The 15233-nt window shown below is 62.3% G+C and carries 10 protein-coding genes; 4 read left to right on the top strand and 6 right to left on the bottom strand.

What is annotated here, in order from left to right; all coding sequences use genetic code 11:
* Positions 1-332: 332 nt before the first annotated feature.
* Entirely contained in the window at positions 333-668 is a 336-nt protein-coding gene (locus C8J44_RS18280) for a hypothetical protein (protein WP_133032474.1), read from the top strand.
* A gap of 57 nt (positions 669-725) precedes the next feature.
* Here the strand turns inward: C8J44_RS18280 and C8J44_RS11725 are convergent, their stop codons facing one another.
* Together C8J44_RS11725 and C8J44_RS11720 are read right to left on the bottom strand one after the other, a co-directional pair.
* The gene (locus C8J44_RS11725; RefSeq protein ID WP_121904588.1) at positions 726-1040 is read right to left on the bottom strand and encodes a hypothetical protein; all 315 of its coding nucleotides are present in this window, start codon (positions 1038-1040) and stop codon (positions 726-728) included.
* Between the two features lie 306 nt (positions 1041-1346).
* Positions 1347-2060: a GGDEF domain-containing protein gene (locus C8J44_RS11720; RefSeq protein WP_121904587.1), complete on the bottom strand. Its 714-nt coding sequence runs from the start codon at positions 2058-2060 to the stop codon at positions 1347-1349.
* Positions 2061-2982: 922 nt separating this feature from the next.
* Here C8J44_RS11720 and C8J44_RS11715 point away from each other — a divergent pair.
* From C8J44_RS11715 to C8J44_RS11705, 3 genes are all read left to right on the top strand, one after another.
* Positions 2983-3594 (top strand): hypothetical protein, encoded by a 612-nt coding sequence (locus tag C8J44_RS11715; RefSeq protein WP_121904586.1) that lies wholly within the window; start codon positions 2983-2985, stop codon positions 3592-3594.
* 77 nt (positions 3595-3671) lie between these two features.
* Positions 3672-5012 (top strand): hypothetical protein, encoded by a 1341-nt coding sequence (locus C8J44_RS11710; protein ID WP_147453191.1) that lies wholly within the window; start codon positions 3672-3674, stop codon positions 5010-5012.
* A 706-nt stretch (positions 5013-5718) separates the two neighbouring features.
* Positions 5719-7740: a bifunctional diguanylate cyclase/phosphodiesterase gene (locus C8J44_RS11705; protein ID WP_082444080.1), complete on the top strand. Its 2022-nt coding sequence runs from the start codon at positions 5719-5721 to the stop codon at positions 7738-7740.
* A gap of 185 nt (positions 7741-7925) precedes the next feature.
* Here C8J44_RS11705 and C8J44_RS11700 read toward each other — a convergent pair whose 3' ends face one another.
* The 4 genes from C8J44_RS11700 to C8J44_RS11685 all read right to left on the bottom strand — a co-directional run bounded on the left by C8J44_RS11700 (position 7926) and on the right by C8J44_RS11685 (position 15104).
* Positions 7926-10535, bottom strand: a complete 2610-nt coding sequence (locus tag C8J44_RS11700) for a glycosyl hydrolase 115 family protein (protein ID WP_259466820.1) — start codon at positions 10533-10535, stop codon at positions 7926-7928.
* 182 nt (positions 10536-10717) lie between these two features.
* On the bottom strand, positions 10718-12265 hold the full coding sequence (locus C8J44_RS11695) for a GMC family oxidoreductase (RefSeq protein WP_183128764.1): 1548 nt from the start codon (positions 12263-12265) through the stop codon (positions 10718-10720).
* On the bottom strand, positions 12262-13593 hold the full coding sequence (locus C8J44_RS11690; protein WP_183128763.1) for an alpha/beta hydrolase: 1332 nt from the start codon (positions 13591-13593) through the stop codon (positions 12262-12264). The genes C8J44_RS11695 and C8J44_RS11690 overlap by 4 nt, the downstream gene beginning before the upstream one ends.
* Positions 13590-15104, bottom strand: a complete 1515-nt coding sequence (locus C8J44_RS11685; protein WP_121904583.1) for an FAD-dependent oxidoreductase — start codon at positions 15102-15104, stop codon at positions 13590-13592. Before C8J44_RS11685 ends, C8J44_RS11690 begins: the two co-directional genes overlap by 4 nt.
* Positions 15105-15233: the final 129 nt, after the last annotated feature.

The following is a 15233-nucleotide window of genomic DNA, read 5'->3' as shown; positions in this document are numbered from 1 at the left end:
GGAACCGACGAACTTGGTGGAAAGCGGAACGGCGGCTTTCGGGTCGCGGTCGGAGATAAAACGGACGTTTGTTCATGCGGCAGGGCGCGGGGGCGTGAACGCCCGTGTTGGACCGAAGCCGAGTTCGCCGCTTTCGGGGGGCTATCGGCGTAAGCTAACGTTCGTTCGGTTGAGCCAAAGTCGCTGTTCATGCCAATAGCCGTCGCAGCGTTCGGCTATCCTTCTCACGAGCTAATACCCTTGGCTAAAGGCGAGCGCTTAGGGTCTCATCCCCCCGGCCGGAACTGACCCGTTGTAACCAGATGTTTAGGGTGGGCGGCTATCCCCGGACTATGGCCGATCGATCATCAAAACCCGAATATCCGTCGTGGCGGGCAGAGGACGGACGTAAGGCCGTCCGGATAGCCGTAGATTGGTCGGCAACTGTCACAGCAGACAAGTTTGATACCCAAGCCGTGCGGATCAGTGACTGCACGCAATTGGGTTGTCGGATTGAGACCCGCTTGGCGGTTTCGGTTGGCACGTTCGTGGACGTTGCCATCCCGAATTTCGCCGATGTACCGGGCTGGGTTGCTTGGAGCAGTCCGGAAGCTATCGGAATCGATTTCTGCCATCCCCTCCCAAATCGCGTTCTCGAGTATATCGTAGAACGAAATGAGGCGATCTGACGGACAGGAAACGCCTGGCTTAGGCAAGAAAGGGGCCACAAAAGCCCCATCAGGCGATCAACCCCACCGCCCTCTCTTGGTCAGCGGCACCGATGGACTGACGTGGGCCCGCGGGACTTCGTCCATACTCAGGATAGGAGCGGGCAGATCCTCACGCGTAGCGTAGAGCCGACGCAGAATTATCGCGAGGTCCTCCTCCGTCAGCCCTGATGCGGGATCGATCACCAGGCCTTCAGGCATCGGCTCGACCCAAGCAGCGAGGCGATTGCACGCCGCGCCGAGTTCAGGATCTGCGCAATCATCAAAATCTGCCGTGCCATGAGCATATTCCGGCTCCGCTGATTCGAGCAAGCTGAGCATGAACCAGCTCATCCCCCTTCATTGTCGGCATAGACTTGCAGAACGAGCTCGAAGCTCGCCAGCGCCTGCCGTGCCAGCGCTTCGACACGGTTCATAATTATTGCAGGGGTGTTGCGAGGATATCGTCGACTGCTAAGGCGACCCGGCGCCAATCCTCAGCTCCATCGCCCGAGGATAAAATATCTCCAAGCGATCTCAGCACATATCGTGCGGAATCGCTTCCATGAGCTGCTACGATTTCGCCTGCCTTCAACCAAGCCTCGCGATCGGTCATATTTGCCCTCATCAAGATCACCATTTCAGCTAAGAGCGCAGCAATTACGCCTCAACCTGTCCTAGCCCCTTTATCGTCGCTCGATACAATTTAGCCCGAGCCTGTATCAGAGCCGCAGCTTGGTCGGCGCCCTGTCCCACGACGATGCCGGCCGAGCCGGTCACCATTCCGATCCACTCCCCGCTTCCGCGTAATTTTAGGCGCCTGGTCGCGAATGCTGCAAGGACCTCCTCTGCAAGTAAGCGGGCGTTCGCCAGCGCGACATCGGTAACCACGACCATGAACTCGTTGCCGGTCCAACGGATGATCTCTTCGTTTTTTAAAACCTGCCGCAGGTTGGCGACGAATGCGCTCAGCACATTGTCACCTACAGGGTGACCGAAACGTTCGTTGATATTGCTGAGATCAGCGACGCTGAATATCATCATGACGTACGCACGATTTTGTTCGCCGAGCCGCGCAAAAAGAGGACGAGCCCCTTCGGAGGTCAATGCCTGCGTAGCTGTATCGCGTGTAGGATCTGTGCGTTGCTCGCTTAGCGATCCCAAGTTGGCCTGTAGTTTAGCTACATCCCTGCGCAGATCGGCGAGTTCACGTTCAGCGTCGGTCAGTCGTGCCACTAGAGCGTTTGAATCAGGCCAGTCTTGGACCTCCACCGCCATGGCGGTGACGTCATCACTCAGGGATTTCGTCAGTAATTGCGCATCCGATGTCAATGATCCCAACTGGGTCGCATGGCTCTGGACAGCGTCTTCCATGCGCGCCGCGGTCCCGGATTTTGTTGCCAAGAAGCGCTGACTTAGTTCGTTTAGAGACCTCGGCGTCAGCCTCAGTCCGCCATCCGTTTCAAGCGCTACAGCCCGCGCTAATGGTCCGTCTAGGTCGCTGACGACCTCTAGAGCGAACGCGTAATTGGCCGTCGTGGGCTGAAGATGGTGGGATTCCAGAAACGCCAAGGCGGCGTGTGCAGTACCAAATGCATCTGACACTATTAATCACGCCCCTCTGTCGGCCATATCGACTTAACGCTGTATGATGCGGCCCGTTGCATACTTGGCATCATAGATACGTTAATACAACTGACCTAGATAAAGAGGTGCCAGAGGTCGATTAGGAAGTCTGCCAGTGATCTTGAGCCCTTGATTGTCGAAATAGCTCCGCTAGGCTCTGAAAGCTCTGGGCCGAGGAGTATACGATGGGAAAGTTTATGATGCTGCCGGTGGCAACCATATTAATGGCTTCGGGTGCGGCGGCTCATCAAACTGCGCCTACCACGCCCCCTTCTGTCGTGGCAGCTGCCAAGCCGGTGACTGCGGAAAAACTGATCTGTCGATCTAAAGAGACTACCGGATCGCGCTTTTCTAAAAGGGTCTGCCATACCAAGGCGGAGTGGAACGCGATGGCCGCAGATGGTGTCGCAGCCCTGGAGGCAAGTCGGCGTCCACACTAATGAGTTGGTGAGGTCCGTATCGATGCCTGGGGCCCCCATCCTCAATCACTATAAAAGGGGCATTCAAAGGGGTATGATTGTAGCGGTAGAACAGCTTCTCAACCGTGCAATGATGTTTTTTAGCCGGTGCTACAGGCGCTCGTTGGCACGAAACGGGGGGAATGGAAACCGGCCGGCCCTGCTGCAGCGATGTTGCTGGCAAATTCTGGCTGCAACCCTAACGTCCGTCAATGCTCATTCTCTACGCCCTGATGCTCGCCGCGATGCTCCAGCAGACCGCCGCGGAGACCGACCCGGCTGATGTCTCCGAGATCGATGCCGTTAGCTGCCGCCTGGACGTTCCCGGTTACATGCGCTTCGCCATGGCGATCGATGGCGAGGAGCAGCTCGCGCGGACGCGGGGATGGAAGAAGATCGCCTCGCCCAATTCGTTCATCGCCGAATATGACCTGCCGAAGCTGATTACCGTCGCGGGGTCATACAGCACGCGCCGGGTCGCGTTTACCGGCGATGCCATCCTCGCGGTGCTCGACGTCGCGGACCCCGCCATCGTGGCGCGTGCCGAAAAGATCGACAACAGCATGTCGGCTCAGCCGATGATCGACGCGATGGCCGCCTCGGGTAAGGTGACCCGCGCCCAGGCGGAAGCCGAGTTCCCCTTTCGCAAGTTCCTGGGCGAGCGGATCATGACCGACGTCACCGAACCCGCGGGCAAGGACGGCTATGGCAGCCGCATGGTAGTCGCCCGAACGATCTCCAACGTCACCACGCACCCCGGCAAGACACTCTACGGCTGCGCATATCGGTTCGATATGCTGGACAAGGATGGGACATCGCTGTGAGACGGAATTGGCACCGCGCGATCGTCGTCTCGCTGGCACTGGTCGCGCCGCTGCCGGCGTATGCGCAACTCTCCGGCATGGACAGCTTCATCGGTACTCTGTCAATCGAGCGAGGCGAGGTCATCCTCACGCGGTGCGATCTGGCGGCGTCGCGCTACCTGCTGCGCGATGTGTCGGGAGGTCAGGCGGTCGCCCGCTATCGCAAGGATGGCCGGCGCGCGTCTGCCGACGTGATGGGCAGCTATAGCGAGGAGGGTGATCGTAACGTCCTGACCGTTGCCGAGTTTCTCGACTATCAACCGGGCAAGTCGTGTCACCTGAGCGACGCACTGGATGCGCTCACTCCTGCCGATGCCCCCTCGACGCAGGGCACGCCTGCCGACGCGCGTGCCAACGGCGGCCACGCTACACCTGCCGTGCTCGTTGGCCATTATTACCTCATGGGTGTGATGGAGACCGGATCCGAGCTGTTGCTGCGGCCAGACGGCCAATTCGACTGGGCGTTGAGTTACGGTGCGCTGGACCAGGAGGCGCAGGGCATGTGGCACGTCGAGCGCGACGAGGTCGTGCTCGTGGCGTCCGCACCAAGCGCGCAGAAGCCGCTCTTCTCCTACTTGTCCACCGCGCCGTGGGATGAGGAGACCGAAAACGAACGTCGGCGGTACCAGCGCAGCGAGATCGAGGCCACGATCCGCGCCCGCTGCCCGATCTTCCCAGAACCATTTGTTTCCGCGACGCCTCTGACGACCGCCGACAATGCCCCCGCGCCGTCCACGACAATCCTTCAACAGCGCGCCGCCACGGCATTGCGCGCTGCGAACGTTGCCAGGACGAATGCGGAGCTCCTGGCTGCTCGACTGATGTCAGATGGTCCGTCGACCGGGGCAGAGCCAGCTGCCCCGCAGGTGCGACAGGCATTGTCCGATTGGCAGGATGCGCGCGCGCTGGCGATCGAGGCCGCACGTGCGGCGGGCTTGCCGGAACCCACGCTAGCCGATCCGACGCTGCCCGCGGCGTGCACCATGTCGCCAGCCGACGCGGCCGAAAGCGGTACCGTGCGAACCTCCCCGGGCGTGGCGATCAGGATCTTCGATCCCGCGTCGGACCAGCCCGCGCGCAACCTCCCCGTCACGCTGCACTTTGCGAATGGCACTAAGGAGAAGCTGGTCACCGGCAGGAGCGGCTTTGCGTTCGCCCCGCGCGGCGCAACGAAGGCCGTCAGCCTTACCATTCACACCGAGGCGCCGATTGCGAGTGACATGACGATCACCTTCGCACCCCTGCAACACGGGATCGTCCGGATCGGCTTCGATCGGCAGCAACTAATGGCGCGGCCGTTCGACACGTTGCGCCTGCGCATCGCGGGTACCGCGCTGTTTATCGAGGGCGCCAAGGGACGGTACGAGCGCCAGCCGTAGAGCAAAATGGCGGTGAATTGACCCTTGCCTAGCTCGGTTCGTGCTGAGCCTGTCGAAGTACCGTTTTCCTATGCTGCTGCGGCGAAGATAAGGGCATGGCTTCGACAGCATAGGCGCGAACGGCTCATCGTAATATCATCATGCTCTAAGCGGTTCTCCGACCACGTTGCATTACCGGCATCGCCCTTCGGGCGCCCGCTTTGCGGCGGGCCGCTTTCAACACAGTACAGCGTTGCTCGTCGATGATTCAGCATCGCGCCCTCCTCCCGCCTCGTACCGTGCCGAAATCGCCTCCGTGCCAGTGATCCAACCTGATCGGAGATCGCTCTAACTGTTGAATTGACAACCGAACGACCGTGACACCGGGAACAGTCGGCTTTCGACCGGTCCCATCCTAAAAGCGCCTGGCATCAAAGCTCCCGATGTCGGCCACTGCGGATCACATGAACGAACGACCGGTTTCGGGAAGGCGTCGGTGCCAACTACATAACAAGGATTGGACGTATTTAACTTCAAAAAAGTACCCATCGGGGCGGAGGTCAGATCATTTAACGTTCGTTATTTCGGGGAGATCTGAAATGATCGGCAGTTCCATTTTTGCGTCAAACTGCGAAGGCTACCTGGCGGAAAAAGCTTCGGTCCGCGTTCGTTCTCAACATTTTATGAACCCTTTGTTGCTAATGACGGTCGTTAAGGGACCGAAATAATGTTCGAGTGGCTACCTGAATTCAGATTGCGCCGAATGCCGGCGTCGGACACGTTTCTTCTTGAGCAATATGCCGCGTTGCGCCGCCAGATTCCCTTAATGTACGGGCTGATGTTCATCAACGTCCTGTTTCTCGGCATAGAGTCTTTTCGTGACGTACCATTCGGGATGAGTTTTGGCATACCGATCCTGTTATCGGTTGCGATTGCTGCGCGCGCGCTTCTCTGGGTCCGACGCAGATCGATTATCGCGCAACCTGACCAGATTCGGCGCTATCTTCGCGGCACTATCATCACGGCTACACTTTTGAGCCTAGTTTTCGGAACGTGGGGGTCGTTGCTGTTTTCTGAAGCTGAACCCATCCGCAGCGTATCAATTTCGCTCTACGTTTTTGTAGGAGCGATTAGTTGTTGCTTCTGTCTGCAAGCACTTCCGAGTGCCGGCTATATGGTCTTGCTGTTCGGCGTGATGCCTGTCACGACTCGTCTGTTTATAGCGTCGGATTGGTCGCTGTTCAGTGTTGGCGCAAATTTCCTGATCGTCGCCATACTGATATTGCGGACATTGGCTACGAACCACGCAGGCTTCAGGCAAGTGCTACAGTCTCGCGCTGACATGCTGGTCGAGCAACAGCGCGCGCAAGCCGCAGAGCTTGCGGCGCAGAAAATGGCCTACGAAGATGTGCTGACTGGCCTAGCAAACAGGCGTGCGCTTACCGAGCATCTTGATGGATTTCTCTATCACAGTGCGCCGCGGAGTCAGATGTATCTTTTCATGATCGATCTGGACTTGTTCAAGGGCGTGAACGATGCGTACGGGCATGGTGCTGGAGACCAACTTTTAGTTGCAGTTGCGACGCGGCTTCGCATGCTCGTGATCCCTACCGGTAATGTCTACCGACTTGGTGGCGACGAGTTTGCCGTCACGTTCCAGCTTGATGGTGACGGCATCGGTCCCGCGAACGTCATGGCGGATAAGCTCGTCCGTGAAATGGCTGCATCGTTTCCGATCGACCGGTTCTTCCACCATATCAGCGCTAGCATCGGGATCTCCTGCTTCCCTACCGACGCCGCGAGCCGTGAAGCGTTGATGCAGCACGCGGACATCGCCTTGTATGAGGCAAAATCGGGTGGTCGTTCGCAACATCGCTTTTACAAGCCGGTCATGGGAGAGGCGCTGGTGGCTCGCGCTGTGCTTGAGCGTGAGATCCGCGTGGATTTTGGTACAGAGGCCTTCCGTCCATATTATCAACCGATCGTAGATCTGGCGTCTGGCAATATCGTTGGTTTCGAAATGCTTGCTCGGTGGAACCGCGCCGACGGCATTATGGTTGAGCCCGGTCGCTTCATCCCGATTATTGAGGAGTGCGGGCTGATCGATGAGCTCATGTTGCAACTCCTCGAACGGGCGTGCCTTGACGCCAATAAATGGCCGTCCGAACTGACTATCGCGATAAACCTATCACCGATCCAGTTTCGCGACCCGTGGCTGTCGGAAAAGATATTGGCAGTGCTAACACGGCAGGGCTTCCCGGCGCGCCGTATTTGCCTCGAAATCACCGAAAACGCCCTCATTTCTGATCCTGCTTCGGCCCAGCGGATCATCGAGTCATTGAAGAACCAGGGAATTTCTCTTGCTCTGGACGACTTCGGCACCGGGTTTTCGTCTATTCAGCATCTCCGGATGCTGCCTTTCGACAAACTTAAGATCGACCGTTCGTTCGTTTCCAACGTCGATACCGATAGCGCCGCTCACCGTATGGTTTCGGCGATCATTCGGTTGGCAGAAAGCTTAGAACTACGTGTGGTCGCTGAAGGCGTCGAAAACGCCTCCGTGCGTGATATCCTGCGCGAGCTCGGCTGCCAGGAAGCGCAAGGGTACCTGTTAGGCATGCCGTTGAGTGCAAGCGAGACCGATGAAATACTCAATCACAGGAGGGGCTTGGCCTTAGCGATATCTGACAAGCGCGAGTTTAGTAAGCACGCCTTACGAGGGCCCAAATTAACATGGATAGATGTTTGAAGCCGGTAGGCGGAGCGCTTTTTAACAGTCGATGATGGATCACGGCATGCGCGAAGCAGGTTGCCGGCTCCCGCTGGTGCCGCCCCCCGTTTTGTCAATATGAACGACCGGCAAAAGTTGGGACGACTGGCGAGCGCGTTGAACGACCGATTGTGGGTCACTCAGCTGCCCAGAGGCCAGATCACTCAGAGCCGTTTCGCGGCGGGTTCGGGGCCAAGATAGGTTTCCGGCACAGACGCCGTACTGAGCACCAACTTCTGCGGCACGACGTTATCATCCAATCGCCAAAGCTTGATAGTATGCCTGCCGCGGGTCAGTTCGCCCAGGCTGGCTGACACGACGATGGCGTTGTTTCGTACGGCGTCCGCCCACTGAACTTTGCCGGGAGTGTCCTGCGCCCCGCCGGTCGCTTCCAAATTTGAGGCGAGTATCTGCACAGCGCTGTTGTCCACCGATACACCGATCCGGACGCCGCCCTTGCCAAGCGTGTTCAGCGTCGGAGCCAAGTACAGGGAGAGGCGAGCCGCACCCGGCTTATTCACGCGAACGTCGTACTCGACGCAGACCTGGTCCGCTACGGTGGTGGGGCCTCTGCCTTGCGGCAGCGGGACCAAGGCGCCGCCGGTGCGGCCCAGGTTCGGAATCGCTGTCCAGGCCAGTCCCTTGGCGTCGCGCTTCCTGCTGAACGCGGTTGCCTCGATCGCGATGACGCCCGCCGGCGATGCTGCCCGGGGCACGAACCGTGCAGGGCGGTTACGCTCTTCCTCGGGCACGTCGCCGCCCACCCTCGTGATGCTGGGCATGCTCTGCCGGACCGGGTCGTTCCAGATCACATAATTCATGTGGACCTGAGCCATCATCCCGTTCCACTTGCCGCCCTTCATCGAGTGATAGCGGTCGGTCAGCTCCTGGTCGCGCCGGAAGGTTGCTTCGACTTGGTCAGCGAAGGCGTTCGCTCTCGGGTCGTTGCTCGACGCGAGGCGCGCGTTCCACGCGGCGGCGTAGTAGAGCCGATAAAGATTGGCGAGCGCCGAGATCGGATGCTCTACGAGTTGGTAGTAGGCGTCGCGCTGCTCAGGCCCAAGCCGGCCGCGTACGTCCGCCATGCGGGCTTCCAGCGCATCCCATTCCGCCACCATCGCGCCGAACTCGCCGCCATCGAGTGGCCCGCGGCCGGTGCTCGCACCAAGCGGAAAGCTGTCTTGGTCGATCAGCTCCGGCTTTCGGCGTGCGGCATAGCGGCCATAGGTCGCTAGCAACTCACCTATTCCCCTGGCGTGTTCGGGGCCGAACACTTCGGTCGCCCAGTCTTCGGGGTAGGCAGCCAGCGCGGCAGGCGTCATTGCCTCAGGGTCCCAAGCCTGCCGCATGAAGAAGCTCAAGGGGAACTCCAGGGGCTTGATGTCGCCGACGTTGACGATCCAGATGTTGCGTGCGCCCCGCTGGTAGGCCAGGTCCATCTGCTGCCAGACCTTCTCGATCTGGTTGGTGTTGATCCACTTGTAGTTGCGGGGAACCCCGACGTAGTCAAAGTGATAGTAGACTCCGTAGCCGCCCGTGCGTGGCGGGGCGCCGGCGGGCGGCAGCCGCCGGATCTGCCCCCAGTTATCGTCGGAGAAGAGCAGGGTCACATCGTCCGGCACCTTCATGCCGTGGTCGTAATAGTCCTGGACCTCCTTGTAGAGCGCCCACATCTGCGGAGTCTGCTCCGCCGGGCGGCCGGTGACGTCGGCGATGATCCGGCGCTGATCCGCGACGATTGTCTCGAGTAGCTCGGTGGCAGTGCCCTCTGCCATCGCCTCGTCGCCGTCGCCACGCATGCCGACCGTCAGCAGGCTTTCATAACCGCGGCCGTCGCCCTTGGACATCATCCGCTCGACGCCCCCGCGCCAGAAGCGACGCAGGTTGTCCCGGTTCGTCGTATAATCCCACTTGCCCCCGGTCACCCCACCGGCGGTGTTACGATGCCATTCGTCCTGCGCGCGCGTCAGCGGCTCGTGATGCGACGTACCCATGACGACGCCCATCGCGTCGGCCAGCACCTTGTTCTGCGGATCGTCGTCGTTGAACGCCCGAGGCGCCCACATCGCCGGCCACAGGTAATTGCCCTTCATTCGGAGCAGGAGCTCAAAGACGTGGGCGTACATCTTGGAATTGGCGCCACCGAACTTCTCTAATGCCCAATTGCTGAAGGCTGGCGCCTCATCGTTGATGAAGAAGCCGCGATACCGCACCTTGGGCTGGTCACGGCGTGGTTCGGCGGAAAGGAAGACGCTGCGGCGGCGGGCAACGGGCACGTCGGCGAACCAGTGCCAGGGCGACACGCCAATCCGCTCAGAAACGTCATAGGTGCCGAACACGGCGCCGCGGCGGTCGGATCCGACGATCACCAGTGCGCGAGGCACGCCCGGCATCGGCCGATCGACCACGACTTGGCGGAAGGCTTCCCACTCGCCTTTCAGGTCGGATGCGTCAAGCCGGCCATCTGCGACCAGGCGGTCGATGATCGCGCTCCCGCCGAGTACGCCGATGATTACCAGCGGGCCGCTCGCCTCCTCGGGACGGGCCGGACGCGGCGCTGCCTGCCCGCTGACCCGTTCGAGGTCAGCCGCGAAGCTGCTCGCGACATGCTTGACGGCGCTGTCAGCCCCGGCGTCGATCAGGACACCGGCTGGCCGACCGTTGGCGATAAGGCCAAAAGAACCACGTGCCGGCCGCCTCCGCTTGGGCGCTGCGTCTGCTGTTGCCGGGTTCGGCATCCAAGTCGCGATGCCAGCCAACGCGGCGGTGCTCATCAAGGTTCTGCGGTCAAGTCTCATCGTTGCCTGTCCTAAGCCTGCTTTTTCTTGCTTCGTAGGCTAACGCTTTCCTGAGGTCAGCCGCCTGCGTCCTCATTGCGATGAACGAGCGGCTGCTTTTACGATAGGTCCGAGTGCCACCGAATGACCGGTAGTGGGTCCTGCCGTACTCGCCATTCTCAATCGCTCCCGAGTATCCGATCCGCGGTGCGCAGGCTCAGCGCCATGATCGTCAGCGCAGGGTTGGCGGCGAGTGAGCTCGGGAAGACCGAATTGTCGCAGATCCACAGATTGTCGATCGCGAAGCTGTGACCCCACGGATCGACGACCGCGGTGTCGCCGCTCTCGCCCATCCGGCAGGTGCCGATGGTATGCGCGGCGCGCGGCAGGGTGACGATGTCATGCGCGCCGGCCGCCTGCCAGATCGCGGTCATCGTCGCCACTGCATGTGTGTCGATCGCCTGTTCGTTGGCGCCGTAACCGAACGTCACGCGCGCCTTGGGGACGCCGAACGCATCGGTCTCGTCGGCGAGCACAAGCCGGTTGTCGTCGCTCGGCAGGCACTCGCCATTGATACCGATCCCTGCCAAGTTAAGATATTTGTCCATCACGTCGACCAGCCCCTGGCCCCAGCGCCCGCCACTGCGCGCGAACGACGTCGCCAGCGTGACGGGCTGAACGCCGAGGCTCTGCATAAGGTAGCCGCCCACGAAATCGGCACCGTCGGGGCGCAGCATGTCCTCGCTGATCAGCGACGAGGGATAGCCGCGGTTGCAGCGCATCTCGGCATCGAATCGACCCCAGACCTGTGTCGCGACATGCGCCATGAAGTTGCGGCCGACCTGACCGCTCGCATTGCCGATCCCCATGTGGAGCAGCAGGCGCGGGGTCTCGACGCCGCCTGCGCTGAGCACCACCGCCGCGCACCGCTGACGATGCTCCTGCTGGCCGTGGCGATAGATCACCGCGACAATCCGGCCGGCGGCGTCGCGCTCGACCCCGGTCATCCGGCAGCCGGGGCGGATCTCGGCGCCGGCGGCGACCGCGAGCGGGAGATAGGTGGTATCCATCGACGCCTTCGCGCCGTTGCGGCACCCCTGATGGCAGGCGCCGCAATTGACGCAGGCCTGACGCAACCCGCAGCCTTCCTGCCGCCAGTCGCGCGAGACCAGCGCAGCGGGGGCGTCGGTCGCGGTGATGCCGACCGCGGCGCACCCCGCCGCCATCGCATCGGCGGGCGCATTGCGCTTGACCGCAGGCAGTTGATAGCGGCGGGCCGCGTCCCACGGGTAATTGGCGGGGCCCGAGACGCCAATGAACGCCTCGACCTGTTCGATGTAGCGGATCAGCTCGGCGTGCTCGATTGGCCAGTCCTCGCCTTGGCCGGTCAGCGTCTTTAGGCGCAGATCGCGCGGATCGGGACGAGGGCAGAACGCGCCCCAGTGCAGTGTCGACCCGCCAACGCCGGTGCCGCTGTTGTTGCCGCCGAACGCCTGCGGCATTGCGCCGTCGCTCAGCCTCTCGTCGATCCAGTAGATGTCGCTCGCCGCGAGTTCATCCGGCGTGTGCCGTTGGGGTTCGCCGTTGGGGCCGGCTTCGAGCGCGACCACCTTTAGCCCGGCCTTGGCGAGGCGGGCCAGCAACGGTGCGCCGCCGGCACCGGTGCCGATCACCACGACATCGACAATATCGGTCTCGGCATACGCGCGCATCTGGTCGAGGTTCATCGTGCGGGCTCCCAGCCTTCGCGTTCGTCGGCGGCGGTCAGCGCATAGCCCTGCTTGCGGATGCCATCCCCGCCGGTAGCAAAGCCGTCATAGCCGACCCGCGCCATTGTCGCCGGATGTGCGAGCCACAGGCGGACGGCATCGGCGCGGACGTCCTCGAACCACAAACTCATCTGCTCGGGCGTGAGCGGAGCCGCGGCGGACCAGTCGGCGGCCTCGATCTTATGGAGCAGGGCGTCGCGGTCTGCGCCTTCGAGCTTGGCGAATGCCCCATCCGTCAGCGCGTCGAGCGTGTCGAGACCGGCGCGATAGGCGTCGGCGTCGACGGGCAGCACGGCGAACCGCCAGCCATCGCCTTCGCCGGTTGCGAGTTGCGTGTCGATGCGGGCGGCGAGGTCGATTCCGTGCTGCGGGATAACGCGGTCGACGAGCGCGCGCAGAGTTTCGAGCTGCTGCATCGTCACGACCTTGGGCTGATAATCGGGGTCGTCGGCGATCGCGCGTTCGGCGAGCGTTGCACGGGTGCGGGCGCTGACGCGATCGGAGGCGATCAGGCGGGCATAGTCGGCGGGGACGCTTGCCGCGCCGACCGCGCCCGCATGGTCGCGGATCAGGCGGGCGACGCTCTCGGGCTGTTCGAGCGGGAGGAGATGCGCGGCACCCGCGATGCTCTCGAACCGAGCGTGGGCGTAATGCGGCATGTTGAGCTTGCGCTGGTTCGCCTCACCGAGATCGCCGTCCTTGGCACCGGCAACGATGACGGCCGGTGTGGCGAGCGTGCCGACCTGATCCGACCAGTCCTCGCGGCTGCCCTGTTCGAGCCAGGCGCGCCATGCCTGGGGCGCGGCACGCTGCACATCGGCGACTGCGGCCTCATAGATGGCCGGCGGTAGCCGGGCGGCGATGTTTTGGTCGACGAATTCGCGCGCATCGTCGGCACCGACCGGGCCCTGCTTCACCCAGCCGATCATCGTCGCACGGCGGTCGTCGTCGATCGGCTCGGGCGAGGGGGGCGACGCGGCCGTCAGGACGACGCCGACCAGTCCGGCGAGACGTCCTTCTTCCGATCGATGCGCTAGAATGGTCGCGATCTTGCCGCCCATGCTGTGGCCAACGAGCATCCAGCGGTCGGCATCGTGCGCGCGGATCTGCGCAGCGATGGTGTCGGCCATCGCCTCGACCGAGAACCCCGTCGCGTCCGACGCGGCGCCGAAACCGGGCAGGTCGAGCGGTCGGCAGTCGAACTCGCCGAGCTGCGCGATCACCGCGTCCCACGATCGGGCGCTGCCGCCCAGCGCGTGCAGGAAGAACAACGTTGGGCGCGTCATGCGGCGTCCCATGCGGCCTCCTTTTCAAGCGCGATCTCGTCGCGGTCGCCGCAGGTCATCACGGCCTGCTCCTTGCCGTCTTCCTTCAGGAATACCGCGAAGTCGCCTGCCTCGACGTCGCCTTCGATCCGGCGATCGTCGGGCTTGGCGACGTGGCCGACATAATGAAGGCTGGCGTCGTACTGCCCGGTCCAGAAGAACGGCGTGTCGCCATAGCCGCCGGTCACCGCGCCGAGCAGCGAACGGGCGAGCCATTGGCCCTGGCGTTGCGCATGGACCCAGTGCTCGACGCGGATCGGGTGGCCGAGCCGAGGGTCGGGATAGCTCGCGATGTCGCCGATCGCGTAGATCCCGGTGGCCGACGTCCGGAGCTGCGCATCGACGGCGACGCCGCCTCCTCCTGCGTCCTTGTCGGCGAGCCTCAGCCCGGCCGCCTTGGCGAGGTCGATACGCGGTTCGACACCAACACCTATGACGAGCAGGTCGCCTTCTAGCGTGGTGCCGTCGTCGAGCGTCGCGGTGTGACCGTCGAACTGCTTGAGGCCGCGGTCGAGGTGAAAGGTGACGCCTTTACTCTCGTGCAATGCCTGCACGAACGCACCGACTTCGGGTCCTGCGACCTTGGCGAGCGGCACGCTGTCCCTGGCGACCACGGCGACGTTGAGCCCGGCTTGGGTCAGCGATGCGGCGGCCTCGAGCCCGATGAAACTTGCGCCCAGCACGATCGCGCGCCTCGCATCTTTCGCTGCGGCTTTCAGTGCATCGGCGTCGGCGAGTGTGCGCAGGACGAAGACGTTTTTCGCGGACTTCAACGAGTCCGGCGTGACCGGCATCGCGCCGGTGGCGAGGACGAGGATGTCGTAGGGGACGTGGTCCTGATCGTCGGTGACGACAGCGTGACCTTCGACGTCGATCGACGTGACAGCAACGCCGGTCCGGACGTTCGGCGCAGGACCGCGACCCAGGCCGGGTTCGGGGAGTGCGGTATCGTCGCGCTCGGCATCGCCCGCGAGATAGTCCTTCGAAACCGCGGTCCGGTCATAGGGCGCATCGGCGTCGTCGGACAGGATCGTGACGTCGCCGCCGAGACCCGAGCGTGCGAGCATGTCGGCGCAGGCGTGCCCCGCCGCACCGCCGCCGACGATGACGACCTTGCCGATCGACCGGGTCGACGGGGTGGCCCGCGTCTGCTCCTCCTTGCCGGTAACGGTGACGACGCCGTCCTTCTCGACGACGGTGAACTTGTCGAGCGGCGCGAACGCAGGGGCGGCGACAGCCTCGCCGTCATTGAGCGAAAAGCGCGCGTGGTGCCACGGGCAGCGCACTGTCCCGTCGATCACGAGGCCGGTTTCCAGCGGTGCGCCCTGATGGGTGCATTTGCCAGCGAACGCGCAGACCTTGCCGCGATGCCGGACCAGAATGACGTCCTCGCTGCCGAATGATCCTGCGACCGGTTTGTCGTCGTGCAGGTCCGCTGCGGGCATGCCCTTGCCGAGATCGATCGTTGCCATGTGCCAAATCTCCAAAATTCCGGAGTGAACGATGCAAATCGACATCCGGTGCCGTGGAAATTCTTTCTCGGTCAGCATCCTCGACTGCAAAGGTGCTTTGCATCAACGATTACCGAGTTCGCCAAGTAA

It is taken from the genome of Sphingomonas sp. PP-CE-3A-406 (assembly GCF_003688625.1).
Classification (GTDB): Bacteria; Pseudomonadota; Alphaproteobacteria; order Sphingomonadales; family Sphingomonadaceae; genus Sphingomonas.
This window is presented reverse-complemented; position numbering and strand designations above follow the sequence as displayed.